Consider the following 26,501-nt stretch of genomic DNA (forward strand, 5'->3'; position numbering starts at 1 on the left):
AATCAAAATCCAAACAAATGACCAACAACACCAATCTGATACATTATGTTAAATCCAATAACAAGACTGAACCCACCTGCAACATACCTAAAGCATTTTTGAACTAGTTTTATCTTGTTTGCAAATACCAGTGGGATTCCCATCAGACTTCCAACCAAGGCCATTCCGATCATCGAACCCACACCAAAAATTGCAATGAACCCCAAGACCATTCCAACGTTATCCAAAGTTGCAGCAGTCAAGACCACAAGACTTCCACTTCCTGCTAATCCGTGAACCAATCCAATGAAATAAGAGCGATGGGTGTGCTCATGATCGGAATCATCATGATTATGTTCATCAAAGTGGATAGACCCATCTTGATGTTGGTGAGGATGTTTGTGTTTGAGACGTAATTTTTTGTTCAGAATTGTCGTTAATCCTAGAAAGACAAGCATGATGCCAACTGTAAATTCTAATCCAGAAAAAACTTGTTCCTGTATTGTTATTGCAAGTGCATAGACTAGGAATCCAATTAGGATAAGAGTAGTTGTGTGTCCTGCACCCCATAATGCACCAAGGACCGAGGATTTGGTAAATGATTCTCTGAGTAATGATTTTGTTGATTTTTGCTTGTATTTTGATTTTGAAATTTGTGTACTAACTGCTGCCACATGATCTGGTTCAAATGCATGTTCAAGTCCAACTGCAAGGCCAAGCCCCATGACAAGAGCAGGGGTCAGCATTCCAATTTGTTCAATGATTTCTTCTACTATGAGGTATCAAAATTCTTGTCCAATAAGTGATTAATAAAAATTTCATGTTGGTTAACGTGGGAAGTAGAACATCACTGCAACACCAATCAATACAACTACCGAACCAATTAATTCAAATCTGTCTGGTATTTTCTTGTCAATCCAATATCCCCAAATTATTGATGAGACAACAAAGATTCCGCCATAAGTAGCATAAACTTTGCCAAAATCTGCTGGCTGTAAAGTCATTACAATTCCATAAGAAAACAAAATCAAACCTCCAGTTAATCCTAGAATCTTTCCTTTATGATCTCGTAACCATTTCCATACCAAATATCCACCACCAATTTCAAGTAGTGCTGCAAAAAAGAATACAACTATGGTCGAAGTTATTTCGAGCAAGATTTAGCCTCCTTTCTCGGATAATAGAAAATTATCAAAACACCAATCACTGCAATGACTGTGCCAATGATATCGTATCTGTCTGGAGTGATTCCATCAATTAACCAACCCCAGAATACAGACATTACAATGAATACTCCTCCATAAGATGCATAGACTCTATGAAAGTGGGTTTTTTGAAACGTTGGAACTATCCCATACAAAAACAACACAAAACCACTTATTGCACCTAATATCCAGCTGAAATCATCACGCAGCCAAAGCCATACAAGATACCCTCCACCGATTTCACAAAGACCAGCTAGAAAGAACAACAAAACTGAAGTGAGATAATTCTTTGATTTTTCACTCAATATGATACAAAAATTGAATGAAGATTCTATATTATAACTAATTTAGACAAAAAAGAAAATAGAGATATTGTAAGCGTCTCAATCGCTTTCTGCCGTCAATTTGTAAAATTATCAGAAAGGTATCCGCACCCACTGTGGGGCATGATACCATCCGGTCCATTGGTCTGCACCCACTGTGGGTTCAAATCCTGCCCAAATCAACGGGAAACATCTCAAAGAACTGTTAAAAAAATTCAAAGAAGAACGAGATAGAATAGAAGAAGAAACTGGAGTGCGGCCTCAAATTGATGACACGACACAAATGTTTATGCAAAAAATCCTAAATGTGTGGATTGATGAAGGAAAAGAAATCGATGAAGAAAAATTCTGGTTAGAAGTTGACTATAATCGACAATTCTCTCATCCTGTGGAGTATTATGAAAAATCACATTAAGATTATCTCTTTTACAATATGTTTATTTTGATATGAAAATCACACCTCTCAAGTGAAATAATTGGATAAAGAATGGCTGCGTGTAAAAAGCGGTAGAAGCAAAGGCTGCAAAAATTGCATTGTTCATAGATGTGTACCAACTAGTTGTAATTGCGATTGTCATAAATGAAATTTCACACATTTAATTTATCTTAAAATCATGCCTATGTCCATTAGATTTGTATGTGTAAAGTTTGTGATGATGTTTCCTTTCTGTTTTTGGAAGAATCTTCCTGAATCACTGTTTTTGAGAAATTCTTTCATCACATCCAAATCAACTTTGATGTTCTCTGTGATTGCTCCTGCAAAAATTGAATTTCCGTCTATTCCATCTGTTCCCATAGATGCTATGACGATTTTTTTTGCTTTTTGAGTATTTTTTAATAGTCTTAAAACTAATTCTTGATTTCTTCCGCCCATTCCCTTTCCCAGAACTTTTACAGTAGGTTCGCCTCCAAAAATCAAACAAGTATTTTGTTCATCTGAAATATTTTCAAGTATTTTTGGCACTACTTCTTTAATGTCTCCAAAAATCTGCATTATTGAAACTTTGTATCCTATCTCATCAGCTTTCTTTTGCATTGCTTGCAGGCAATCATTATTGTTTGCAATGATGTAATTTTCAATCTGTGCTTTTTTTGGAGTTTCACACCTTTTTTCATTTAATCTCTTTTCTAAAATCTGCAAGACCTCCGTTGGAATTTTCCATCTGATTTTATATTTATCAATAATTTCTAATGCATCTTCATAAGTTGTATCATCCATGTATGTTGTACCTGATGCAATCGACGAAAGATCATCACCTTCAACATCCGACATCACCAAGCTAATCCCGTGACATTTCATGTTTTCAATTAACTTCCCTCCTTTAATTTTTGAGAGATGTTTTCTAATACAATTGAACTCTTGAATTGTTACCCCTGCTTTCAACAGCAAATTTGTAACGTGAATTTTATCATCCAATGTAATTTCATCTGGCATTGCAAGAAGAGAAGAACCCCCTCCGGATACAAGAAAAATTATCAATTCGTCACTTCGTTTATTTTGGACGAATTTCATAACTTCTTTTGCTGCTTTTACGCTTGTTTTGTCAGGTTGTGGATGTCTGGAATTGAAAATTTGAAATTTTTTTCCTTTAATCTTGGCTTTGGAACCTTTGGGAATTACTATTATCCCGCTTTTAATGGGCATTATTGCATTCAATGCCCTTGTCATAGAATCTCCAGCTTTCCCAAATGCTACCGAATAGATGTTTGAATATTTCTCAATATTGATCACTTTGCCTTTGATCTTAATTTCATTGGGCGTAACATATTTTGTAATGATATTTTTAGGATCTGCTGCTCGAAGACCTGCCTCTAAAATTTCTAGGCAATCTTTTTTCTTCTCAGTGGTTGCCAATTCTCTGAAATTTTGTATAATCACACTAATTCTCAATAATGCAAGATATAATAATAATCAATGATGCCTTTGATTTATGCACACAGTACGCATTCCAAAAGTTATCAACTTTGGAGAAAACGCACTTGGTGAAACAGAGTATCCGAAAAATGCCCTGGTTGTGACAACCGTTCCGCCAGAACTTTCTGACAAATGGTTAGCAAAAATGGGAATTCAGGATTATATGTTGTATGATCAAGTGAAACCTGAACCATCAATTGAAGATGTCAATACTGTGATTTCACAATTCAAAGACAAAAATCCATCTGTCTTAATCGGTCTCGGTGGTGGAAGTTCAATGGATGTAGTAAAATATGCTGCACCTGAGATGAAAAAAGAAAAAATCTTAATTCCAACTACTTTTGGAACTGGAGCTGAAATGACAACTTATTGTGTTCTGAAATTTGATGGGAAAAAGAAACTGTTACGTGAAGATAGATTTTTAGCTGACATGGCTGTAGTCGATTCATATTTTATGGATGGTACTCCGGAACAGGTCATCAAAAATTCTGTCTGTGATGCATGTGCTCAAGCTACTGAAGGCTATGATAGCAAACTCGGTAATGACTTGACTAGAACTCTCTGTAACCAAGCATTTGAGATTCTTTATGATGCAATAATGAATGACAAACCTGAAAACTACCCATACGGCTCAATGTTGTCTGGGATGGGATTTGGTAATTGCTCTACGACACTTGGACATGCTTTGTCCTATGTATTCTCAAATGAAGGAGTGCCTCATGGTTATTCCTTATCTTCTTGTACTACAGTTGCTCACAAGCATAACAAGTCAATATTTTATGATCGATTCAAAGAAGCTATGGAAAAACTTGGTTTTGATAAATTAGAACTCAAAGCTGATGTTTCCGAAGCTGCAGATGTCGTAATGACTGATAGAGGACATTTAGATCCAAACCCAATTCCAATATCTAAAGAAGACGTCATGAAATGTCTTGAAGACATCAAATCAGGTAATTTGTAAAAAATTCAAAATTTTTTACCTTTTTTCTATTTTATTGATTAACTGCGAAATTGGCAGCTTGATGAAACTTTTTATGCTAATACTCTAAGGTAATTATACTTGGCTTCAAAGAAACTCAAATTTGGCATTCAAAACGGATTAAATGTAGCACGAGCCGGATATACTGAGGACCAAATTTTAACGGCTTGTATGCTGGCTGATAAAACTGGATATGATTCGATTTTCTACATGGATCATACAAATGTTCCACAATGGAAAAACGCTACAGTACTCGATCCATGGGTCATGCTTTCTGCGATAGCTGCAGTAACAAATAATGTAGAATTGGGAACTTGTGTTACAGATGCAATTAGAAGACACCCATCAAATATTGCATTAGCTGCAATTACTCTTGATAGAGTTTCAAAAGGCCGAGCGATACTTGGAATCGGCGCAGGTGAGGCACAAAATCTAAAAGAATTCTGCATTCCGTTTGAAAAACCAGTTTCAAAATGGGAAGAGCAAATTGAGGTTATTCATACATTATACAATTCCACTCCCGACAATATTGTTGATTACACTGGAAAATATTACCAACTAGAAGGTGCATGCTTACAAGCCCCGCCAATTAGAAAACCACGTCCTCCAACTTATATGGCATCAGGTGGCAAGAGAACTTTAGAATTAACAGGAAAACTCGGAGATGGGTGGCTTCCAATTGGTTATACTCCTGAACTCTTTGAGGATCACAAAAAACAAATCGAATCATCCATGGATAAGCACAATCGCACTCAAGAAGAAAAAGACAACTTCCAAATGGCTTTAGATATTGATGTGTACTTTTCTGAGGATGCAGAAGAATCTTGGGCTAAAATGAAAGAAGCTGTAAAAGTTAGTTTATTCAAACCCGAAGTATTGCGAGTGCATGGATTAAAAGAAATTGAAGGATTTGATTTTGTTAAATACTTTACAGAATATTCCATGTCTGATCAAAGTTGGATTGTAAAGATGAGGGAGGCAGCTACAAAAATTCCTGACAAAGTTGCACGTTCTTCCACTGCAGTTGGAACCCCTGAAGATATCATTCCCACATTTGAGCGATTTATGGAGGCAGGTGTTAATCACTTTGTTATAAGATTCTGGGGTAAGAACTACTTTGGTTCTATAGATAAATTTGCAAGTCATGTTATGCCTGCACTTAGAGAAAAAGCCAAACAATAAGACATCTGTTCTATAACATACAGAAAATCATTTACTCTACTTGTTTTTATGATGTATGATGGATGACGAACTACCTGAATCACTAAAAAAATATCTTGATGTTTTAGATGAAAATGTAGACATTTTGGCAAATCTTGAATTTGATTTGGGTGATGAACTGGAAGACGAATTGACCCCCCACATGGGACTCCACAATCTTTATGATATGACTGAAGATGTTGCCCAATCTGCACGACTCAAGCGTGCTGAATCTAATTTTTCACGAAGGCAAGCCGAAGATTCTCTATGATTTGTGTGGCCGTTTGTTTTTTGCTTTTGTAAATGCCTTTGCTCTCCGTTTGTTTTTCTGCTTTTCTAATCTTTTTCTAGTACGCTCAGTTGCATTTGTTGAGCCTTGAATGATTTTTGTCTTACTTCCGTCTCTTAACATGATCTCTTTCCCTTTGAATCTGAATTCAACATCTCTGCATTTGACATAATATTTTTTTAGACAAAAAAATATCCTATTGTTTGTCCCATGCATATCTTTGACCTCTTTTGATTTTTTTAATTCATTGAGTATATTTCGAAGTAGACCTTTGTCAATTTCTGTAATTCTGTGGATTTCTCGGAACCAAATGAATCTAGATTCGGATCCCCACTCCTCTAATAGTTCTAATACTTTCTGAGTGGCATTTTCTTGTTCCTCGTTGATTTCATTCACATCTTTTCTTTTAAACTCCTAAATTTAGCAATTTACCTTAATGAAAACTATTCATGATAAAGTCATTTATTGGATTTTTTCTTCGTTTGTTTTAATCTGGATTTTATTACCTTTACTGATTGTTTTTGATTCTTCTCCATTTTGTTAGCTATTGAATCAATCTGCTGAATGATTTTTGATTGCGATTCTATTGAATTTGTTTTCAATAATTTCTTTTTTAATTTTTTTAGTTGATTGGAATAATCTCTAAAGTCATTTTTTAGTTCATCAAGATATGGATCATCCATATTGACTTTTATTTTGCCTCATATTTTAGGCATTTTTCATGATCTGGATTTATAATATTATTTATTTTTATTAATTTGTGCAATTTGTTGGAATTCTTCAAATAAGATCATATGACAAGGTAAAAGAATTTCTAAATGAGGAGCATGTAGGACGTCTATCCAGCATAGATGAAAATGGGTTTCCTCAAATTATTCCAATGAATTTTGTTTTTCTTAATGACGCGATTTACATGCATTCACATGTAAAAGGAGAAAAATTGGAAAATATATCTAGGAATAACAAAGTTGGTTTTGAGGCAGACAGGGAGCTAGAGTTTCTGCCGTCTTATTTTGAGGATCCTCATAATGCATCTCTTGCAGACACTTTGTACATTAGTGTTGTAATTAAGGGAATGGGAGTTTTTGTTTCTGACAGAGAAGAAAAAACGCTTGCACTCAATGGACTGATGAAAAAATATCAGCCTGAAGGACAGTATGATCCAATTGAATCTGATATGAGGGTCTTAGATGCTGTAAGCATTATCAAAGTTGTCCCTCAAACAATTCATGGCAAATATAAGATTGGGCAACATTTGAATCCAAAAGATAGAATGGAACTTGCAAAAAATATTTTGAAAAAAAATTCTCCGACATCTAAAAAGACTCTAAAAATCATGGGTTTTGAAGAGACATCTGATGGTTTAAGAATGATTGATGAACCTGTTTGGTAAGATAATTCATTTCACATGTTTTTTCTCAGTTTGTTTACAATAAACATGCACAAAATATGATTTATGGTTATTTGAAAAACATGATATTTTCTCATGTTCTGGATTAGTAAATGATTGTGCTTAAAGTTTGATTTGTTTTTTACCTTTAGTTTTTAATTAACAAACGCTAGCTATAAGTTCAGTTTTCAAGAATTGTAGATATTGGAACAGACCTCTAGATTTGAATTAATCTCTGATTATTCCCCAACTGGAGATCAACCCCAAGCAATTGATGAATTAGTCAAAGGCGTAAAAAAGAAAACAATTCAAACTTTACTTGGAGTTACAGGAAGCGGTAAAACCTTCTCCATCGCTAATGTTATTGCTAGAACTGGCAAAAACACTTTGGTAATTTCTCACAACAAAACTCTGGCAGCTCAACTTTATGCAGAACTAAAGCAATTCTTTCCAAAAAACAATGTTGGTTATTTTGTGTCATACTATGACTACTATCAGCCAGAAAGCTATCTTCCTCAAACTGATACCTACATTGAAAAGGATACCCAGATAAATGAAAAGATTGAAAAATTAAGACTAGAGTCTACTGCAATGCTACTCTCAGGCGAACCCACGATTATCGTCTCTACTGTTTCTTGCATTTACTCTCTTGGAAATCCAAAAGATTGGGAAGATTTGGCAATTACGTTAAAACCTGGTGATGAAATAAGAAGAACTGATCTAATTAGAAAATTTGTTGATGCACGGTATGAAAGAAATGATGTTGAAGTTGCACCTGGAAATTTCAGAGTAAAAGGTGACACTATTGATGTCACGCCTGCATACTCTGAAGATATAGTGAGAATTTCCTTGTTTGGTGATGAAATAGAAAAAATCACTCTTCTTGATCATGTGTCATTAAAAGAAAAAAAACTCGTATCTCAAATGAAAATTTTTCCTGCAAAACATTACCTTATTGCCAAAGACGTTAGAGAAAAAGCTGTTAAATCAATTAAACAAGAATTACAAAAGCGTCTGCCTGAATTAAATGAACTAGAAAAACAAAGACTTGAAATGCGAACAAAATATGATTTGGAAATGATTGAAGAGTTGGGATATTGTTCTGGTATTGAAAATTACTCTAGGCATTTTGATGGTAGATCTGCTGGCGAAAAAGCTTTTTGCTTGATGGATTTTTTTGGAGATGACTATCTTTTAGTAATTGATGAATCCCATGTCACATTGCCACAACTTCATGGTATGTACAAGGGAGATCACTCTAGAAAAAAAGAACTCGTAACATATGGATTTAGATTGCCGAGTGCATATGATAACAGGCCATTAAAATTTGAAGAATTTGAGAAATACATTAAAAATACGATATTTGTATCTGCAACTCCATCAGAATATGAAAAAAAAATCTCCACAAAAATAGCAGAACAACTAGTGAGACCTACTGGTCTACTTGATCCTTTAGTTGAGATTAGGCCAACCCTAGGTCAAATGGATGATTTAATTAATGAAATCAATAAAAGAGCTGCTAAATCTGAGCGTGTTTTGGTTACTACTCTGACCAAAAGAATGGCTGAAGATTTAGCAGAATATCTGTCCAAAAAACAAGTCAGGGTACGATACATGCATTCCGAAATTGAAGGATTACAAAGAACTGAATTGATCAGACAATTACGTCTAGGCGAATTTGACGTTCTCGTTGGAATCAATTTACTACGAGAAGGATTGGACATACCCGAAGTCTCCCTAGTTGCAATTTTAGATGCTGATAAAGAAGGCTTTCTAAGAAATTTTACTAGCTTGATTCAAACATGCGGACGTGCAGCCAGAAATGAAAATGGAACCGTCATAATGTATGCGGATAACACTACGCAATCTATGAAAAATGCCATGAATGAAACTAAACGTCGTAGAGAAAAACAAATTAAATATAATCTACAACACAACATTACTCCTAAAACCATCATAAAATCAGTGCCCGAACAAGAAACCACATTGGATGAATCAAAATTAAAATCCACTCATGATTTAAACAATGACATTATTGATTTAGATGCTCAAATGAAAAAATATTCTGAAGAATTAGACTTTGAGCGAGCAATTGAATGTAGGGATAGGATAAAAAGACTAGAAAAGGAGATTAGATTTAAAGATGGTAGAAACTAAACTAAAAATTCGAGGAGCACGACATCATAATCTAAAAAATCTAGATATTGATATCCCAAAAAACAAACTAGTTGTAATTAGCGGATTATCCGGATCTGGAAAATCCACATTGGCTTTTGATACAATTTATGCTGAGGGTCAAAGACGGTATGTTGAATCTCTCTCAGCATACGCTCGTCAATTTTTAGAAATGATGGATAAACCCGATGTTGATTCCATTGAAGGATTATCTCCTGCAATTTCTATTCAACAAAAAACCACCAGCAAAAATCCTCGTTCTACTGTGGGTACAACTACTGAAATTTATGATTATATGCGATTACTTTATGCAAGAATTGGTATCCCGTATTGCACAAATTGTGGAAGAAAGGTGTCAACACAATCAGTCGAGCGAATATGTGATTCTGTCCTAAAAGACTTTTCTGGGAAAAAGATCTTGATTTTAGCCCCTATCATTCAAAGAAAAAAAGGAACATATGAAAAATTATTTGAACAAATCAAAAAAGACGGGTATTCTAGAGTACGCATAAATGGAGAAATTTTGAGCCTGGATGATGAAATTCCTCCACTTGACCGGCAAAAATGGCACAATATTGAAATTATTGTTGATAGAATAACTAGTGAAAAATCTGAACGCTCCCGACTCTTTGAGGCAATTCAAACTGCCATTAAAGCATCAAAAGGAGATGTGATGATTGCAACTGACAAGGATGAAAAAATCTTCTCGCAAAATAATGCATGTCCATATTGTGGATTAACAGTAGGCGAATTAGAACCACGCTCGTTTTCATTTAATTCCCCGTTTGGAATGTGTAAAACATGTAATGGATTGGGTGTAAAGATGGAGTTTGATGCTGATTTAGTAATTCCTGATAAAACAAAATCAATTTTGGATGGAGCAATCGTTCCTTGGAGTGGAAGATTCTCTTCCTTTAGAAGACAAGCATTAAGAGCGGTTGGAATGAAATTTGGTTTTGATTTGATGACTCCCTTGGAAAAAATTAAACCAAAACATTTTGATATTATTTTACATGGCACATCTGATTTAATTGATTTTAAATATCGCTCCAAATCTGGCGATTCTTCTTGGCAATATACCGATGCATTTGAAGGTGTACTTGTAAATCTTCAGCGGGTTTTTATGGAGACTGACTCTGAATCAAAAAGAGAGTGGTTAAAGCAATTCATGCGTGACACTCCATGCAATTCATGTGATGGTAAAAAATTAAAACCTGAATCACTTGCAGTCAAAATTAATGAAAAAGGAATAATGGATGTTTGCGATATGTCCATTGATCATTGTTATGATTTTTTTTCTACTCTAAAATTAACTGAAAACGAACAATACATTGCAAAAGATGTTCTCAAAGAGATCAAAGAACGTCTGGAATTTTTGATGAATGTGGGATTGAATTATTTATCATTAAACAGATTAAGCTCAACATTATCTGGGGGTGAATCTCAAAGAATTAGATTGGCAACACAGATAGGCTCTAACCTGACTGGTGTTTTGTATGTGCTTGACGAACCAACAATTGGACTACATCAACGTGATAATGCTAGACTAATTAAAACGCTAAACAAGCTACGAAATCTTGGAAATTCAGTCATAGTTGTGGAGCATGACGAAGAAGTAATACGAAATTCAGACTGGATTGTGGATTTGGGACCTGGCGCAGGAGTTCATGGCGGAAACGTGGTTTTTGAAGGAACAGTTGATAAAATTCTAAATGGCAGCAACTCTGTCACTGGTGCATATTTGAAGGATAATTCTCTGATTGCGTTGAAAAATAAAATTCGTAATCGCTCTGGTTCATTAATTATTAGAAAAGCATCAGAAAACAATCTCAAAGATATTGATGTTGAAATCCCTTTGGGGTTTTTTGTATCCGTTACTGGTGTTTCAGGTTCTGGAAAATCGACTTTGATTAATGACGTACTGCTTAAAACACTGGAGAGTCATTTTTACAAAACAAATGTCAGGCCTGGCAATCACAAAGAGATTGTTGGTTTAGAGAATATTGATAAAGTTATTGCAATTGATCAATCGCCAATTGGTAGAACGCCACGTTCAAATCCTGCAACATACATTGGTGCATTTACTCCTATTAGAGAACTATATGCAAATACTGAATTATCAAAAGAACGCGGCTATGCTCCTGGACAATTTTCATTTAATGTGGCCGATGGACGATGTTTTGCATGTGATGGAGATGGCGTTAAACAAATTGAAATGCAATTTTTGTCTGACGTTTATGTAAAATGCGATGAGTGTAAAGGAAAGAGATACAACACCGAAACATTATCTGTGCTGTACAAGGGTAAAAACATCTCCGATATTTTAGACATGACTGTCTATGAGGCATTAAATTTCTTTGAGAATATCCCATCAATTAAACGAAAACTACAAACAGTTTATGATGTTGGGCTAGGTTATGTCAAACTAGGCCAATCATCTACAACACTTTCTGGCGGAGAAGCTCAAAGGGTAAAACTTGCGTCTGAACTCTCAAAGAGAGGTACTGGGAAAACTCTCTATATTCTGGATGAACCAACAACCGGATTGCATTTTGCTGACGTTCAAAAACTACTTGATGTCCTTAATCGATTGGTAAATTTAGGAAATACTGTGGTTGTCATTGAGCATAATATGGATGTGATCAAAAATTCTGATTGGGTGATTGATCTTGGACCTGAAGGAGGTGATGAAGGAGGGAAAATTGTTGCTAGTGGTACCCCTCATGATTTGGCAAAGGCACCTGGAAGTTATACTGGAAAGTTTCTGAAAAAACTATTAAAAAATGACTTTTGACATTTCAAAAATCTCTATCCCCGTGGATCCTGGAATCTACTTGATGAAAGATTCGAATGGAAAAATACTCTATATTGGTAAAGCAAAGAACTTGAAAAATAGAGTCAAATCATATTTTTCAAAAAATCAAAACTACAAGACACAAAAACTAGTGGAAAAAATTTCTGAAATTGAATTTGTTCTAACAGATAACGAAAGTGAGGCCTTTTTACTAGAATCAAACATGATCAAAAAATATCGTCCAAGATTCAACATTGAATTGAAAGACCAACAAAGATATACTTATCTTAGAATATCTGATGAGAAATATCCTCGATTGCTTGTTGCACGAAGAACTAGAGATGGAAAATTTTTAGGCAAAGGAATGACTTTTGGACCCTTTACTCAAGGCAGTTCCAAATTGCTCACAATTGGAACTTTACGTAAAGCATTCCAAATTAGAATTTGTAAAACACTTCCAAAAAAAGTGTGTTTGGAATATCATTTAGGAAATTGCGAAGGTCCTTGTGAATTTAAAGATGCACAAGAAAGATATCCAAAACATATTTCTGCTTTGGAAGATGTCCTAAAGGGAAAAAACCAAACAAAAATTTTTACAAAAAAACTAGAAGAAGAGATGTACCAAGCTGCTCAACTACAGCAATTTGAGCGTGCAAAAGATATTCGCGATACTTTGGTTAGACTGGGCAGTCTTCAGACTAACCAAAAAATGGAATACATTGATAAATCCGATGAGGAGTATTTTGGAATTGGCATAATGGGACAGTCTGCGACTGTGATGAATTTTCGAATGATTAACGGTGTGATTCGAGATAGTGACAAATTCTTTTTTGACTTGGTTGCTGATAATTCTTTTTCAAATTTCCTTTTTCAATACTATTCCACACATAAAATTCCCAAATTCATTCTAGTAAGTGAGATTCCAGAAAAAAAAGAATTGTTGGAATCATTACTTTCAGAGCAAGCAGGATTTGCTGTACAAATTCTAGTTCCTTCTAAAGGAAAAAGAAAAGATGTCATAAATCTGATTTTAAAAAACATTCAATTAATTCACACAAAGGGCGGAGATCCCGGACTAGTTGAATTAAAAGAAATATTGCATTTGCCATCAATTCCTAAGATCATTGAATGCTTTGACATTTCTAATCATGGTGTGGATTTTGCAGTAGGTTCTATGTCTAGATTTGTAGATGGGATGCCCAATAAATCTGGATACAGAAAATTCAAAATTAAAACGGTACGTGGTAGAGATGATTTTGCAATGATTGCTGAGATTATTAAAAGAAGATACTATAGATTATTGGAAGAAAATTCTGAACTTCCAGATTTGATAGTCATTGATGGGGGGAAAGGACAACTTAACGCAGCTATAAAGTCCCTTGAATCATTGGGATTGAATATCCCGTGTATATCATTGGCAAAAGAAAATGAAGAAGTTTATGTTCCAAAAACAAAACATCCTATAACAATTTCCAAAGCAAAACCCTCTTTGAAAATATTGCAATATGCAAGAGATGAAACCCATCGATTTGGGGTAGCATACAATAGGACAATAAGAAAAAATAAGATAAAATAAGAAAAAAGGGTTTTTTGGTTAGTTCACTGATACACTGCCTACCATCCAAGGATGAACCATACAGAAGTAATCATAGTTGCCTGAATCATTAAACGTAAATGCAAATTCTGCACCTGCCATGATTAGACTGCTATCAAATACGCCAGACGGACCATCTGCTGGACTACCACCAGTTACTGTATGTGCTGCTGAATCTGTGTTGACCCAATTTACAGTATCACCTGCATTTATTGTGATATTTGCTGGTGTGAAACATGTGTTGGATTCTTCACATCCTGGAACTGACGTGCCCACTGGAATATTCACTGTATGTGTTGTTGGTCCTGCTGGTTTTTCCATTGTAGTTTCGTCTTTTGGAATTTCTTCCATCTCGACTTTTTCTTCCATTTCTACAGATTTTTCCATTGGTTTCTCCATCTTCTTTTCTTCAACTTTTGGAGCTTCTTGCTTCACCTTTTCAGCCAAATCTGCGAATGGATCTGCTTGTGTTTTGGGCTCAATTGTTTTAGTTGACATACTTGGAGCGGAGACTATGGGGACAGCATCTTGAGCTGCACCCAAAGAGAATGCAACTCCTACGCCTATAGCTACTATTGCAATTGAAAATGCAATTGCGGCTTTGTCTATACCTGCCATAATAATCCCTGGCATGCTACATGCTAAATAAATCTAATCTCTCTGTTTATTTCTCAAATCGTTCTGAATCTGACCTTTTGTGATGTTTAATTTCTCTCTAAACTATGTATTTTTGAAATTTTTCAAATATTTGCAATATTTTTAAAAATTCATTGAAAATTTCATATGATCGCTCTAATTGAACTCTGATTTTTGTTAATGTTGTTGAACAAATCATTCTTTTATGAAAATGAACTCTCATCATTTACATACAATTGAGATGTCACCAAGCAACTAACCGTTTTTGGTCTTAATCTCTTTTGTTTTGTGTTTTACATAAATCTCCAAAACAAACATGTTTTGTAGTTTTTTATACGTCTATGTAAACGGAGTAATTTTCACAACAAACCTAATTTAATTTGGGTCGTTGTAATGGCGACAAATTGTGTGTGTGAATTGAACATTAAGTAATCTATATCCAAGTTATTTTGTTACTAATTATGCAAAAATTTTTTGTAAGCAATAATTTTGATGTGAATTACAGTGATCTGCTTGTTTCATATAAAATAGATGTAACAAGATTAAGTTCTTCACGTGTAAAGAATGCTATTGAATCACAAACTGGTACTATCTTTCAAAATAATTTAACGCCGTTTAGAATTATTTTATCAAGAACCAAAAAATCCATTCTCTAGATATGACTACAATTTTAGAATGTCAAATAATTGATATTAAAAAGATAGTAAGAAAAAAAATCGATGTAAACATAGATCACTATGCCTCTAGTTTTTTAGAACGCAGGGTTCAAAATAGAATGAACATGATAGGAATAAAATCCTATGCAGAATACATTTCATTCCTAGATGAAGATTTTCTTGAATCTTTTGAACTTAATTCTACTTTGTCAATTAATGTAACGCAGTTTTTTAGGAATCAAACTGTGTGGGATGTATTCAAACAGAAAATTATCCCTGAAATCATTTCATTGTCTTCTTCTGATCATCCCATTTCAATATGGAGTGCTGGATGTGCAATTGGAAATGAGCCTTATAGCTTGGCAATGATGTTTTCTGATATGCTTCAAACAAATGAAAAAAAATTCAAGATTGTTGCAAATGACATAAATCCAACGTCTATAGGTATTGCAAAAACAGGCCAATATGAATTTGAGAAATTAAAGAATATCCCAAATTCATTTTTGTCTAAATTTTTAGAAAAAATCGATGATGACTTGTACAAATTTAGTGATGATTTAAAAAAAACTATTACTTTCCAAGTAGGCGATGTTGCATCCTTTAACATTAATCATGTTGATGTAATTCTATGTAGAAATATGCTAATTTATTACGCTGATGATGCTAAAGAACTTCTCTTTAAAAAATTTCACAAGACGCTAAATGACAGTGGATTTCTCGTATTGGGCATGGCTGAAGATGTGCCTCTTTCAATGAAGAAATTTTTCAAAACTGTTGATTTGGGTATGAAAATCTATCAAAAAGTTTCCCTTGATCCCTAACCACATATTTTTTTTGAATTTGTATCTGGTCTGGAACTGTATGTTATTCATTACAGACAAAATTCTAAATGCATTAAAAATATTTCATTACTATGAGAATTTACATTCCAGTTAGACCTTCAAGAAGACTTGATTCTGATGATGATTCTGATGTATTAGACGACTGGTGATTCAAAATTTTATAATTGCAAAATATCTTGATTTAATCTAATGTTATTACTGCACGTTCAATGTTTTATTTTCACCTTCAAAAAACCTGATGAATTTGAAATATTTGGTTGAATGTGAGATATTGTTTTTGATATACCTGACTTCCTGATGTGACTATTTGTTGAAATTGATCACACAAGATTATCTATTCCTTGAGAAAACTTCAATTTTCATTATAAATGAAAATCATGATAATCAATGATTCAAGGGCTATGCGATTATTTCTTGAAGATATTGTGAATTCCTACTTTGGCTGGCAATTAATTGGTTCGTATTCTGATGCAACTTACGCTTTGAGTGTTCTGGAAAATAAAAAACCCGATGTAATTCTTTTAGATCTTGAAATGCCTAAAATGGATGGCTTTACATTCCTTGAAAGATTGGGAAATGTTGGAATCTATCCCACAATAATAACTAGTAATTATGCAATAGATGGTTCTGAAATTGTTAGTGATGCTCTGGCTTTGGGGGCTGTTGATTATATTGTACCTCCGTCATCAAACAGCAAAGTAGATTTTGATAAATTCAAACTTCGACTTCGCCATAAAATTACCAAGGCTTCTCTTAAATCTAGCCGTTATTCTCTATTTTCTAATTCCGGTAAATCTAAATCTCGCATTACGTAAATTTCAGATTATTTTTACAATGTCCTGATTAAATTGATACTCTCTTCTTCAATAACTTGAAATTTCAATAACACTGTCTCTTTTTTGTATACTCAATTTAACAAAGTTGCTCCTTAACTTTGTTAATTGGTTAATAAACACCTGTTTTTTATCTTGTGTGACCTTGTTCTTATAATCTATAATCTTGGCATGATATTGGATAAAACATGAACAAATCTTTGATTTTGTTGCCTCTTATTGCAATTCCAATTATTTTTATTTTGATCAGTCCTCAAGATTCTAAAAAATATTCTGAACTTGATCTTACCGGTCAAGATGCAATATTGAAGGTTGGTGAGGATTTCATTAAACAGGCATCAGTTGAACCTCTTGATCAGGATCATATTTTAAATGAGTTAAGAGAAATCACTGAAGAGGAGATTCGTAAAGAAACGCAAATTCATGATCCTACAGAAAGTGAAAAGATCTTTACAAATGGAATGAAATTAAGCGACGATTACAATAGAATCAGTTTTGAATATTCTACTGAAAAACTTAATGTTACAGAATTTTTTTCAAAATTGCTAGATTTTAAAATTAAATATGAAAAATATATGACTGCAATAGATTCTTACATTGGAGATGAGGATATCTTAATTCTTAAGAATTCAATGGTCAAAGAATATGAAAAAATCAACGAGCAGATAACTTTGATAAAAAATTCAGGAACCATTGATGATGAATGGGAATCTAAAACTGAGTTTGATAAATACAAACAATATCTGCCATCTATGTTTGATTCTTGATTGTATTTATCATATTTTAGAAAATTGATAAAAATAGTGATTATTAACCACACTCTGAAATTACACAAAAATGATTTTTTTGTTTTTTAGTTGTGGCTGATTACTGTTTTTTGTGTCTGAAAACCTGAAAATTGATAAATGATCTTGCATGTTTTTTTTGAACTAGCTGGACTTCTAGATGTCTTTATGTTTTCATAATTTATGGCAGTATTTAAAAAAAATCCTCCGGATTATTTACTTCATCCTTTTCTTGAATTTTTAATTGTCACACTTTCTTTAGTTGCAATTTTAGTTCCACTTAGAATTCTCTCTAAAGTGATTTTTGATGATGAATGGATTGGTTCCATTGGTGTTATCACTGTGGTTTTTGGTGTGATTTTATTTTTATCTATGAAAGAAAAATTGGGGAATTTTGGTCAGATGTTTCTTCGTCAAATCACTAAAAATCACACCAGAAAACAAAAGTGGATTATTTTTTCTCAGACCGGGTTATTTCTGTCTCTGGGAATTTTGACTATTTTTAGCATACATGCTGGAAATACCGAATATCATCTCTTAAAAGAACAGGTGATAGCAGAATTTGGGAACAAAGGAATCATGATTGATTCCGACTTGAATTTTGACGCAATTAATCAAATATCTTCTCAGGTTTCCCCAGAACAGCAGGTAGGAGCCATTGCAGCATTGCCATTGCTTACTATACAAAATTTTGAAATTTTTTCAGTAGTATTGGCAGTTACTGATCAAATGATGGGTGGATGGGTGATGTATTTTTGGCAAATCATGGTAATTGAAACTATGGAGATTTCGATATTTTTGTTCATAACAAGAAAATTTACTTTAAAATATGCATGAACAAGACATGTGCTAAAAAATATTCTTCGTTTATTCTACCTTGCTTTCTGTTTTAATGCTTCTTTGTATTCTGCAAATGCGTCATCTTTGACAATCTTAGCCGCATCTAAAATCACTTTTTTTGCATCAATTACAGTTTGGTCTCCTGATCTTTTAGCTGATTTATAATCGTCTTTTGCAGTTTTCCATGATGCAAATGCTGTTTTGTATGCTAAAAACGCCTTCTTCCTTTCTTCAATGACCTCTTTTTTGTTTCCTTGTTTGTCATAATCCTTGGATTTTTCTTCAATCTCTTTCCTTGCATTCTCATTTCTGCTATCTGGATTATGATGTGCATCAACTATAGACACTGTCTGAGCTAAAAGCAATGTTGTCACTAAAACCATTGCAGAAATCACTTTGACATTCATGACCTTCATTATTTTTTAGAAATATTATCTAGTGTCTGTTTAATTAAATCACATAATAATTATAATTATTATAAAATATCACATTCGTGTTTTATTGTTAAGAAAATTTTCTCAATGCCAGTATGAATAAAAAACGACTGTTTGTTCATTTTGAATTACCAGTAAATTATGTTGATCTATGCATTTCTTTCCATAATGAGTGATTCTCAACAAGTTATAGAATTGCATGAAAACAAAAAGGATTTTTTCCAGCAGGTAGTCGAGCAAACTTCTGAAATTGGTCATGAAATCAATAGAGCGTTAAAATCTACCAAAGAAATCAATGGTAGGGCGCACATGCTTTCCACAACTGCCAAAATTGAAGCAAATCGTACTGGTGATATTGGAAGAAATTTTTTGGTCGTATCGAACTCAATTGATGAATTAAGTACAAAAACAGATGAAGTTCTAGACAAAATGAAAAAAGAAACTATACGCGAGATTGAAAATTTATCTAAATCAATTGAAAGTAAATCTGTCAGCATTCGTGGAAGCCGATTGGCAACTCTTGCTTTGACAAATATTCGACTAATTGACAGAAATCTTTTTGAAAGGGCTGCAGATGTTCGCTGGTGGGCCACAGACGATATCTTGGTCAAATCTCTTGTAGATAATAATATTGATGCATATCAAGAAGCAGAAAATCGTCTTAGAGTGATTTTACAATCGTATACTGTTTACTATGATCTTATTTTATGTGATGTAGAAGGCAACTGTAAAGCTTCTGGAGAAAGCAAATTTGGTTTTACTGGAAGAAATTTTTCTGATAAACCTTGGTTCAAAGGAGCTATGAATACTAATAGTGGCAAAGAACATGCATTTGAAACTGTCCATCATTCCCCATCTGTGAATGATGATTATACAGTAACTTATTCCTGTAAGATACATGAGGGAGGAAATCCTGATAACAAAGTTATTGGTATTCTGGGTGCTGTTTTCAAATGGACCGAATTTGCACAACGAATAGTAAACGAAACTTCTTTATCTTCTGAGGAAAAATCAAAAACACGTGTGTTACTTTGTGATGATGCGGGAAATGTTCTTGCTGATACAAAAGAAAGAATTCTTAAGCAGACGATTAGTTTCAAAGGTAAAAATGATTTGTTCCTAAAAGAAAAAGGATTCAGTGTCGTTGAAAAAGATGGAGTCAAAAAAATTATTTGCCATGCGTTGTCTCCTGGATTTGAAGGATATAGATCAAAAGAATGGCATTCGTTAATAATTCAAGATATTGATGCATCTTGTCAGGATCTGGATTTGACCGACAATAATGATGAGTCTCTTGATTCAATACTTGATTTGATATCAAATTTATCTGAAGAAACACAACAGGCAATTAAAGAAATTAACAATGTTAATGATGAAACACACGTGTTGTCTCTAAACGCTGCAATTGAAGCTGCCCGTGTGGGCGATGCTGGGCGTGGGTTTGGAGTTATAGCCGGATTTATGGGCGATCTTTCGCGAACCACTGCTGAAATAACATCGAAAATGGATTCGAACACCCAAAAAAAACTCATAGATCTTAATTCGTTGATATCTGTCAATTCTAGAGAAATTAAAGGTGACAGACTTGTGAACCTGTCTTTTACAAATATTGATTTGATAGACAGGGCATTGTATGAGCGAACAGCAGATGTTCGCTGGTGGGCTACTGAAGGAAGTGTAATTCAAGCATTAACTCAAAAAACAATTGAAAATAAAGATTTTCTAGCAATGCGTCTTCAAACAATTCTCAAGTATTATACAGTATATTCAGATTTGATCGTATGTGATACAAATGGAGTTGTCATTGCAAATGGTTCTTCAAGTAATGTGGATACTGCTAACATGAATGATGCTTCTTGGTTTCAAACTGCATTAAAGACTAAAAATGGTAGTGAATATGGATTTGACATAATTAAAACACAAAACGGGGATAGCACATCAACTGGTCTTGTATTTTCATGCAAGATACACAAAAATGGAAATATTTCTGATGATGTTATAGGAATTCTTGGAGTTGTATTTAATTGGAATCAATTCATTGATGTGATATTCAAAGAAACACCTCTTAATGGAAACGAAGTTGATTCTACTAGTTTAGTTATATTGGATTCTAATGGAAACAAACTATCTGAGAACACCAAACACCAAAATACGATTTCAGATCAAGATTTATTGTTATTACTTAATGAGCCAAAGAATTTTCAAACTATTACTTTAGATAATTCAAAACTATTGGCCGGTCATGCAAAATCAAGCGGGTATGAAGGATTTTCCACTGGTTGGCATTCAATAATAATTCAGTCATAACTTATGTTAACTGTTTTATTTCGGAATTTATCACAAAGTCCAAAAAATTATGGTTTTAATTTTATCAATTAATCTCTCTTTCTGGCAGGAACGTAAATTTATCTTGACTCTAATTTAGACAATACGTCTACTGACTATGGAAGTTTGATTGTAAATATTGGGTTGTTTTTAACCAAACTGTACTTACATGTAATACTTGTTGATTTTGTGCCTAATTCATGTCAATTCTTTTGTAGGAAAATAGATCCTGTTTGTATTTTTTGTATTAATAAAACACACAGGTTGTTTTTAAACTGAAATCGTCTATTTCTTTATGTCTAAAATTAATTGTAATTGCTGTGATCTTGTGTTTGATTCGGAATCAAAATACTATGCACATTATATTGGACTTCACAAAAGTATTTCTTCATCTACAAAAAAAATTTTAATTTTAGGTGGAGGTTTTGGTGGTATTACAGCGTTAAAGGAAATAGAAAAAAATTTTCAAAAAGAATCTGTAGAAATAACTATTGTTTCAGATAAGAACTCTTTTCTTTTTACTCCCATGTTGCCTCAAGTTGCTTCTGGATTACTACATGCAAGTAATATTACAATACCTATACGATATTTTTGTAAAAAAGCAAAATATTTACATGCTTCTATAGACTCTGTTGATTTAGATAATCAACTTGTTACCATTGAAAGATCATTTGATCACAAAGTTCGTACATTAGAATATGACTATCTGATATTGGCATTGGGTGCACAAACTAATTTCTTTCATAATGAAGATCTCAAAAAACATTCTTTTACAATAAAGAGTATTGAAGATGCAATTGCAATTAAAAACCATATAATTGTAATGCTGGAACATGCTGCACAAACAGGAAACTATGAGCTACAAAGAACATTGTTGACATTTGTTGTTGTTGGTGCAGGATTTGCTGGTGTGGAGACTATAAGTGAAATAAATCAATTTGTTAAAAAATCTGTCTCAAAATCATACCCTAGCATTAATCCAAAAAATATAAACATGATTTTAATCTCTTCTAAAGACCGTATTTTGCCTGAGATTAATGAAAAATTATCTGAAAAAGCTACTATTTTTCTTGAAAAATCTGGAGTAACGATTATGAAAAATACTAAAGCTGATGGTGCAGATGAGGAAAATGTCATGTTGAGTAATGGTGGAAAATTATCTTGTGCTACTTTGATATGGACTGGAGGTACAAAAATGGACAAAGTTATTTCAGATTTGAATTGTGAACATGATGCAAATAAAAGAATTATAGTTGATCAATCATTAAGGATGAAAAACAAAAAAAATGTTTTTGTGTTAGGTGATTGTGCTCTGATTAAAGATGAATCTGCGGATACTTTCTATCCGTCAACCGCACAACATGCAATTAGAGAAGGGAAATTAGTGGCCGAAAATTTGATGCTTGTATTTAATAATCGTAAAAATTTAAAAAAATTCACTTTTCATAGTTTAGGAATAATGGCCATTATCGGTAATAAAGTGGGCATTGCAACAATAGGGGGGAGAAATATTAGTGGATTTTCTGCGTGGTTACTTTGGAGGATGTATTATCTATCAAAAATTCCCTCATTTGGAAAAAAATTAAAAATTTCTGTAGATTGGTTTACTGATAGTATTTTGGCCCCTGATGTGACACACATTGGTTTAATTAAAAAGAAAGAAGTTAATTCAATACATGTCAATGAAAACATCCCTTCAATAAAAGAACAATTGTTATCAAATTCATAATCTATCTAAAAATCACACATAAAGAATTTTCATTTGAAATTGTGTGGATTGAATAATTTTTTAAATGAATTGTGAACATTTTTTCAAAAAACTTCTTCAAAAATTTGGTTCCATTAATTCCTGATTTATGAACAACTTTAAAATTACTTCTTCCAGCTCTTTGTATATATTCAAATGTTCCAAAATCAGAATCTTGAAAAAACTTTTTACATTTTTCTGCAATCTCTCTGATATTTTCTGATTCTGTTATGATTATCTTGGTATTGATTGTGTTGCTAACAACATCATTAATTGCGTTTTCAACTGACTGGTTAATCAATTCATTAATTGAAATTTTATTAAAATTTATTTTATCCTTATGACTGACTGGTTTTATAAATTCACCAAAAAGATTATCTATATTTTCTGATTTTGTTTCAAGATTCTTATACAAACAACTACTTGCCAACAAAATGGACTATTATCATATGTGTGTCGTTTTTACACAAACGTATTTTCTAATTCTGTTTAATTATTTTTTAATTTATTTTTAATAAAAATTTTATTTTACTAACAATACAGGAATTGGTGCATTTTGTGATATTTCAAGTGAAACACTTCCTAACATCAATTTTCTATCTGATCCATTTCCTCTGGTGCCCATTATTACTAGATCTGCTTTTGTTGAATAAACATAAGACATCACAGTTTGAGTAATTGAGGATGAAGTTGCTACAAATGTTCGACATGGAATTCCACACTCCTCTGAAATTTCTTTTAATTTTTTGTGTTTGATTTTTACTTCGTTAAGTTTTTTTTGTTCAATGATGGTTTGATGTGTATTATAATTCAAAAATGAACTTGAATATTGTTCACTATGAAAAACTGAAAGAATGATTATTTCTGATTTATGCTTAAAATTTAAGTTAATTGCATGCCAAAATGCTCTGTCTGACATTTTTGAATTATCAAAAGGTACTAAAATTTTTCGAAAAATTGCTTTTGAGAATTTCTCTTGTTGAGGTGTATTCACTTGCATGAATGATACTGATGTCTAAATTTTAAAGCAAGTTGTATGGTTAATTTAGACAGAATCCTAGAATCAATTATTTATTCTAATTTGTCGTGAAGTTTTCTCATGATGTCTAAATATGTGCTAATTTGAGCATGTGTAGGTTCTAGTTCTTTTAAACTTTTAATGTCTACATTTAATTTTTCTAATTCTTCGTATGTAGTTTTATCTTCAATCACATTCAGTAATTTTTGCAATCCAAATGGTTTTTGTAAAAGCTCCACTATTTGTTTCAAAGTTTTAATTGATTCTTTTAATGTGTCTTCAACATAAGCTGATGCAAACAAAATCCTTTGTTTTGGGCATTTTGCTAATATTTCTGATGCAACCTGCATCCCATTTTTGCCTGATAATTGATAATCTAAAATAACAACATCATATGGACTTGATTCTGAATTTGGATCAAAATTTGCAAAGTATGTTTTTAATCCTGATTCCCCATTCATTTCTAAAGTTACAGTGTGGTTATTTGATTCTAAAAAAATTTTATATTCTTCAAGTAGGTCAATTTCATCTTCAACAATTAATACATTCATAATTTTAGTTTTCTCTGTATTATTTATAATCTATGTAGAAATCACCGGTTTGGATTTATTTGATACTTTTTCAACGGCCTCCATGATTTGACTTATTTTAAATGGTTTAAAAATTACTGCATCAACATTACATTCTTTTAGTTTTCTGTCTGTTTCTTGAGTTAAATCTGCAGTAACCATGATGATTTTTGCCTCTTTAAATTTTTGCCTCAAATTTGTTAAAAGATAAAATCCATCGTATTCTGGCATCCAAAGATCTGAAAAAACTATATCTGGTTTTTTTTCTTCAAATAATTTTATTCCATCCAAACCATTGTATGCTTTTCCTAAGACATCGATATTCTGCAATGAAAGAAATTCTGAGAATACTTCTACTGTGTCAAAATCATCATCTATAATTACAGCAGTTGTCATGTTAATTTTCTTTTTTTCTGCATCAAAAGGAATTGTTTTAAATTTTTGAACAAACAAAAGTGTCTGTTTAATTTAGACAACCAGTAATTCAAGTTAATTCAAATTATAATGGAAAGTTGTTAGAGATTTCTAGTCACTCCCAATTTAGAATTGGAATATGTATATCAATGATAATTTTACTGTTAGGTGTAGTATCAATTTATACTATAAAAACAATGGATGATATTAATCAAAATTATAATTTTATTTTAGAATACAATCAAAACATTTCAAATTTTGATGATATTAAAATAAAATATGAGCGACAGATGACTATCTTTGAAAGCTTAAAATCTGAAGAGAATTTGGCAGGTGTTGGAACTTTTTGGATATATAATACAGAAATTAAAAACAAAATTTATGATTTTAATACTTTGATCATTAATAATCCTCAATTCGTTGAACTTTTAGAAGATAAGAAATCTCTTGAACTTGAAAATAATATTGATTCATATTATAATTTACATTTAAATTATGAAAATAGTGCATCAGATGCACTATCTTATTTCTATGATGGTGATTTTGGTTTATTTTTACTCGAATACGAAAATCTAAAACATCTGCAATTTGAATTATTTGAAAAACTTGAGGATATAGAACAAACTCTTGAAATAATACCCGTTTATTCCAAAATATCCGTTGAACATATCATTGCTGATTTTCAGATTCTACAATGGACTATGATAATCTTGGTAGGAGTTGTAACTACCATGCTTGTTTTTTTCCTTAATCAGACAAATTCTAATCTCAAATCTGAGATAAAAATGCAGACAAAAAATCTTCAGAAATTAAATGAACAATTAAAAACAGTAGACAAAAAAAGAGAGGAGTTCATCTCTATTGCATCTCATGAATTAAAAGGTCCAATTCAACCTATTTTTGGATTTGTGGAACTTGCTAAAACAGGAATTATCTCTAATCAGGAGGCCTTGGAAGGAATATCTAACATTGCGCTAAATCTGGAAAATATTGCAAATAATGTGCTAGATCTGACAAAAATTGAAAATGATGAACTAGAATTACACTTGGAGAAAAATAGCATAAATGAACTGATTTCTGAAGTATTGGATTCTGAGCATTTTAATCCTGACCGAAAGGTACCGATAATTACTAGACTTGATGTTGATGTGGTCATGAATCTTGACAGGACTAGAATCAAACAAGTTTTGAGAAATATTTTGGATAACTGTATCAAATTTACAGAAACAGGTACTATTACTATTCAAACTAATTTATTAAAAGACAAAAAAACTCTAAAACTTTTCATAACTGATTCGGGTCCTGAAATCCCACATGATGTTTTACCAAAAATTTTCAAAAAATTTGTGACAAAAGGTAATTACAAGGTTTCAGGATTTGGACTTGGACTGTATATCTCCAAAAATATTGTTGATGCCCACAAAGGAAAAATTTCTGCCTATAACAAAAATGGACATCCTGTTTTTGAGATATCATTGCCTATAATTTCATTTGATCTTACATGGAAGGATTCTGAGTCATCTAATTTGGAAAAAAATATTGAATATAACTAGCAATAA

Annotated in this window: 27 protein-coding genes; 15 read left to right on the forward strand and 12 right to left on the reverse strand. The window is 32.7% G+C overall.

From position 1 onward, the window contains the following. Positions 1–2: 2 nt before the first annotated feature. From OO712_RS03600 to OO712_RS03610, 3 genes are all read right to left on the reverse strand, one after another. Positions 3–725: a high frequency lysogenization protein HflD gene (locus tag OO712_RS03600; protein WP_225866838.1), complete on the reverse strand. Its 723-nt coding sequence runs from the start codon at positions 723–725 to the stop codon at positions 3–5. Between the two features lie 81 nt (positions 726–806). After that, a complete protein-coding gene (locus OO712_RS03605) occupies positions 807–1,136 on the reverse strand; it encodes a YnfA family protein (RefSeq protein WP_109876609.1) in 330 nt (109 codons plus the stop codon). Beyond that, entirely contained in the window at positions 1,124–1,489 is a 366-nt protein-coding gene (locus tag OO712_RS03610) for a YnfA family protein (protein ID WP_109876608.1), read from the reverse strand. Before OO712_RS03610 ends, OO712_RS03605 begins: the two co-directional genes overlap by 13 nt. Before the next feature lie 175 nt (positions 1,490–1,664). Between OO712_RS03610 and OO712_RS03615 the strand changes: the two genes are divergently transcribed. After that, entirely contained in the window at positions 1,665–1,922 is a 258-nt protein-coding gene (locus tag OO712_RS03615; protein ID WP_109876607.1) for a hypothetical protein, read from the forward strand. 186 nt (positions 1,923–2,108) lie between these two features. Here the strand turns inward: OO712_RS03615 and OO712_RS03620 are convergent, their stop codons facing one another. Continuing rightward, positions 2,109–3,386: a glycerate kinase type-2 family protein gene (locus OO712_RS03620; RefSeq protein ID WP_109876883.1), complete on the reverse strand. Its 1,278-nt coding sequence runs from the start codon at positions 3,384–3,386 to the stop codon at positions 2,109–2,111. A 52-nt stretch (positions 3,387–3,438) separates the two neighbouring features. Between OO712_RS03620 and OO712_RS03625 the strand changes: the two genes are divergently transcribed. From OO712_RS03625 to OO712_RS03635, 3 genes are all read left to right on the forward strand, one after another. Further along, entirely contained in the window at positions 3,439–4,383 is a 945-nt protein-coding gene (locus OO712_RS03625) for an iron-containing alcohol dehydrogenase (RefSeq protein ID WP_109876606.1), read from the forward strand. 99 nt (positions 4,384–4,482) lie between these two features. Beyond that, the gene (locus tag OO712_RS03630; RefSeq protein ID WP_109876605.1) at positions 4,483–5,583 is read left to right on the forward strand and encodes an LLM class flavin-dependent oxidoreductase; all 1,101 of its coding nucleotides are present in this window, start codon (positions 4,483–4,485) and stop codon (positions 5,581–5,583) included. Between the two features lie 58 nt (positions 5,584–5,641). Then, positions 5,642–5,872 carry a hypothetical protein gene (locus OO712_RS03635; protein ID WP_109876604.1) on the forward strand — a complete coding sequence of 77 codons (231 nt, stop codon included), beginning with the start codon at positions 5,642–5,644 and terminating at the stop codon, positions 5,870–5,872. Here OO712_RS03635 and OO712_RS03640 read toward each other — a convergent pair. After that, a complete protein-coding gene (locus OO712_RS03640) occupies positions 5,867–6,286 on the reverse strand; it encodes a hypothetical protein (RefSeq protein ID WP_109876603.1) in 420 nt (139 codons plus the stop codon). The two genes, OO712_RS03635 and OO712_RS03640, sit on opposite strands and share 6 nt — an antisense overlap. A gap of 62 nt (positions 6,287–6,348) precedes the next feature. Then, on the reverse strand, positions 6,349–6,573 hold the full coding sequence (locus OO712_RS03645) for a hypothetical protein (protein ID WP_109876602.1): 225 nt from the start codon (positions 6,571–6,573) through the stop codon (positions 6,349–6,351). A gap of 77 nt (positions 6,574–6,650) precedes the next feature. On the opposite strand from OO712_RS03645, the gene OO712_RS03650 reads away from it, so the two are divergent. The 4 genes from OO712_RS03650 to uvrC all read left to right on the forward strand — a co-directional run bounded on the left by OO712_RS03650 (position 6,651) and on the right by uvrC (position 13,825). Further along, positions 6,651–7,283: a pyridoxamine 5'-phosphate oxidase family protein gene (locus OO712_RS03650; protein ID WP_109876601.1), complete on the forward strand. Its 633-nt coding sequence runs from the start codon at positions 6,651–6,653 to the stop codon at positions 7,281–7,283. 201 nt (positions 7,284–7,484) lie between these two features. Further along, entirely contained in the window at positions 7,485–9,437 is a 1,953-nt protein-coding gene (gene uvrB / locus OO712_RS03655; RefSeq protein WP_109876600.1) for an excinuclease ABC subunit UvrB, read from the forward strand. Then, positions 9,424–12,249, forward strand: coding sequence for an excinuclease ABC subunit UvrA (gene uvrA, locus OO712_RS03660; RefSeq protein WP_109876599.1), 2,826 nt, complete (start codon positions 9,424–9,426; stop codon positions 12,247–12,249). The genes uvrB and uvrA overlap by 14 nt, the downstream gene beginning before the upstream one ends. Beyond that, the gene (gene uvrC / locus OO712_RS03665; RefSeq protein ID WP_109876598.1) at positions 12,239–13,825 is read left to right on the forward strand and encodes an excinuclease ABC subunit UvrC; all 1,587 of its coding nucleotides are present in this window, start codon (positions 12,239–12,241) and stop codon (positions 13,823–13,825) included. Before uvrA ends, uvrC begins: the two co-directional genes overlap by 11 nt. 18 nt (positions 13,826–13,843) lie before the next feature. Here uvrC and OO712_RS03670 read toward each other — a convergent pair whose 3' ends face one another. Further along, a complete protein-coding gene (locus OO712_RS03670) occupies positions 13,844–14,461 on the reverse strand; it encodes a cupredoxin domain-containing protein (protein ID WP_109876882.1) in 618 nt (205 codons plus the stop codon). A 676-nt stretch (positions 14,462–15,137) separates the two neighbouring features. Here OO712_RS03670 and OO712_RS03675 point away from each other — a divergent pair. The 4 genes from OO712_RS03675 (at position 15,138) to OO712_RS03690 (ending at position 18,432) form a co-directional block, all read left to right on the forward strand. Beyond that, the gene (locus OO712_RS03675; protein ID WP_109876596.1) at positions 15,138–15,956 is read left to right on the forward strand and encodes a CheR family methyltransferase; all 819 of its coding nucleotides are present in this window, start codon (positions 15,138–15,140) and stop codon (positions 15,954–15,956) included. Between the two features lie 398 nt (positions 15,957–16,354). Beyond that, the gene (locus OO712_RS03680; protein ID WP_160049200.1) at positions 16,355–16,792 is read left to right on the forward strand and encodes a response regulator; all 438 of its coding nucleotides are present in this window, start codon (positions 16,355–16,357) and stop codon (positions 16,790–16,792) included. A 206-nt stretch (positions 16,793–16,998) separates the two neighbouring features. Then, the gene (locus OO712_RS03685) at positions 16,999–17,577 is read left to right on the forward strand and encodes a hypothetical protein (protein ID WP_109876594.1); all 579 of its coding nucleotides are present in this window, start codon (positions 16,999–17,001) and stop codon (positions 17,575–17,577) included. 201 nt (positions 17,578–17,778) lie between these two features. Continuing rightward, entirely contained in the window at positions 17,779–18,432 is a 654-nt protein-coding gene (locus tag OO712_RS03690) for a hypothetical protein (protein ID WP_109876593.1), read from the forward strand. Positions 18,433–18,467: 35 nt separating this feature from the next. Here the strand turns inward: OO712_RS03690 and OO712_RS03695 are convergent, their stop codons facing one another. Beyond that, the gene (locus tag OO712_RS03695) at positions 18,468–18,842 is read right to left on the reverse strand and encodes a hypothetical protein (RefSeq protein WP_146195978.1); all 375 of its coding nucleotides are present in this window, start codon (positions 18,840–18,842) and stop codon (positions 18,468–18,470) included. Positions 18,843–19,037: 195 nt separating this feature from the next. On the opposite strand from OO712_RS03695, the gene OO712_RS03700 reads away from it, so the two are divergent. Both OO712_RS03700 and OO712_RS03705 read left to right on the forward strand, forming a co-directional pair. Continuing rightward, positions 19,038–21,176, forward strand: a complete 2,139-nt coding sequence (locus OO712_RS03700; protein WP_160049199.1) for a methyl-accepting chemotaxis protein — start codon at positions 19,038–19,040, stop codon at positions 21,174–21,176. Between the two features lie 313 nt (positions 21,177–21,489). Next, entirely contained in the window at positions 21,490–22,923 is a 1,434-nt protein-coding gene (locus OO712_RS03705) for an NAD(P)/FAD-dependent oxidoreductase (RefSeq protein WP_109876590.1), read from the forward strand. 1 nt (position 22,924) lies between these two features. Here the strand turns inward: OO712_RS03705 and OO712_RS03710 are convergent, their stop codons facing one another. The 4 genes from OO712_RS03710 to OO712_RS03725 all read right to left on the reverse strand — a co-directional run bounded on the left by OO712_RS03710 (position 22,925) and on the right by OO712_RS03725 (position 24,924). After that, positions 22,925–23,242, reverse strand: coding sequence for a hypothetical protein (locus OO712_RS03710; RefSeq protein WP_225866837.1), 318 nt, complete (start codon positions 23,240–23,242; stop codon positions 22,925–22,927). Between the two features lie 222 nt (positions 23,243–23,464). Beyond that, the gene (locus OO712_RS03715) at positions 23,465–23,941 is read right to left on the reverse strand and encodes a universal stress protein (protein ID WP_109876589.1); all 477 of its coding nucleotides are present in this window, start codon (positions 23,939–23,941) and stop codon (positions 23,465–23,467) included. Between the two features lie 71 nt (positions 23,942–24,012). Continuing rightward, positions 24,013–24,510: a response regulator gene (locus OO712_RS03720; protein WP_109876588.1), complete on the reverse strand. Its 498-nt coding sequence runs from the start codon at positions 24,508–24,510 to the stop codon at positions 24,013–24,015. 30 nt (positions 24,511–24,540) lie between these two features. Next, on the reverse strand, positions 24,541–24,924 hold the full coding sequence (locus OO712_RS03725) for a response regulator (protein WP_109876880.1): 384 nt from the start codon (positions 24,922–24,924) through the stop codon (positions 24,541–24,543). Positions 24,925–25,091: 167 nt separating this feature from the next. Here OO712_RS03725 and OO712_RS03730 point away from each other — a divergent pair, with 167 nt between their 5' ends. Beyond that, complete coding sequence (locus tag OO712_RS03730) at positions 25,092–26,495, forward strand: sensor histidine kinase (protein ID WP_264953893.1); 1,404 nt, start codon at positions 25,092–25,094, stop codon at positions 26,493–26,495. Positions 26,496–26,501: the final 6 nt, after the last annotated feature.

Origin of the sequence: Nitrosopumilus zosterae, assembly GCF_025998175.1 — an archaeon.
GTDB classification, from domain to species: Archaea; Thermoproteota; Nitrososphaeria; order Nitrososphaerales; family Nitrosopumilaceae; genus Nitrosopumilus; species Nitrosopumilus zosterae.

What these genes read in the sequence shown, in the direction of transcription:
- OO712_RS03600 (WP_225866838.1), bottom strand. Translation starts at nt 725, where the DNA reads ATGCTGACCCCTGCTCTTGTCATGGGGCTTGGCCTTGCAGTTGGACTT.
- OO712_RS03625 (WP_109876606.1), top strand. Translation starts at nt 3,439, where the DNA reads ATGCACACAGTACGCATTCCAAAAGTTATCAACTTTGGAGAAAACGCA.
- OO712_RS03635 (WP_109876604.1), top strand. Translation starts at nt 5,642, where the DNA reads ATGGATGACGAACTACCTGAATCACTAAAAAAATATCTTGATGTTTTA.
- OO712_RS03645 (WP_109876602.1), bottom strand. Translation starts at nt 6,573, where the DNA reads ATGGATGATCCATATCTTGATGAACTAAAAAATGACTTTAGAGATTAT.
- uvrA (WP_109876599.1), top strand. Translation starts at nt 9,424, where the DNA reads ATGGTAGAAACTAAACTAAAAATTCGAGGAGCACGACATCATAATCTA.
- uvrC (WP_109876598.1), top strand. Translation starts at nt 12,239, where the DNA reads ATGACTTTTGACATTTCAAAAATCTCTATCCCCGTGGATCCTGGAATC.
- OO712_RS03670 (WP_109876882.1), bottom strand. Translation starts at nt 14,461, where the DNA reads ATGGCAGGTATAGACAAAGCCGCAATTGCATTTTCAATTGCAATAGTA.
- OO712_RS03675 (WP_109876596.1), top strand. Translation starts at nt 15,138, where the DNA reads ATGACTACAATTTTAGAATGTCAAATAATTGATATTAAAAAGATAGTA.
- OO712_RS03680 (WP_160049200.1), top strand. Translation starts at nt 16,355, where the DNA reads ATGATAATCAATGATTCAAGGGCTATGCGATTATTTCTTGAAGATATT.
- OO712_RS03685 (WP_109876594.1), top strand. Translation starts at nt 16,999, where the DNA reads ATGAACAAATCTTTGATTTTGTTGCCTCTTATTGCAATTCCAATTATT.
- OO712_RS03690 (WP_109876593.1), top strand. Translation starts at nt 17,779, where the DNA reads ATGGCAGTATTTAAAAAAAATCCTCCGGATTATTTACTTCATCCTTTT.
- OO712_RS03695 (WP_146195978.1), bottom strand. Translation starts at nt 18,842, where the DNA reads ATGAATGTCAAAGTGATTTCTGCAATGGTTTTAGTGACAACATTGCTT.
- OO712_RS03700 (WP_160049199.1), top strand. Translation starts at nt 19,038, where the DNA reads ATGAGTGATTCTCAACAAGTTATAGAATTGCATGAAAACAAAAAGGAT.
- OO712_RS03705 (WP_109876590.1), top strand. Translation starts at nt 21,490, where the DNA reads ATGTCTAAAATTAATTGTAATTGCTGTGATCTTGTGTTTGATTCGGAA.
- OO712_RS03715 (WP_109876589.1), bottom strand. Translation starts at nt 23,941, where the DNA reads ATGCAAGTGAATACACCTCAACAAGAGAAATTCTCAAAAGCAATTTTT.
- OO712_RS03720 (WP_109876588.1), bottom strand. Translation starts at nt 24,510, where the DNA reads ATGAATGTATTAATTGTTGAAGATGAAATTGACCTACTTGAAGAATAT.
- OO712_RS03725 (WP_109876880.1), bottom strand. Translation starts at nt 24,924, where the DNA reads ATGACAACTGCTGTAATTATAGATGATGATTTTGACACAGTAGAAGTA.
- OO712_RS03730 (WP_264953893.1), top strand. Translation starts at nt 25,092, where the DNA reads ATGATAATTTTACTGTTAGGTGTAGTATCAATTTATACTATAAAAACA.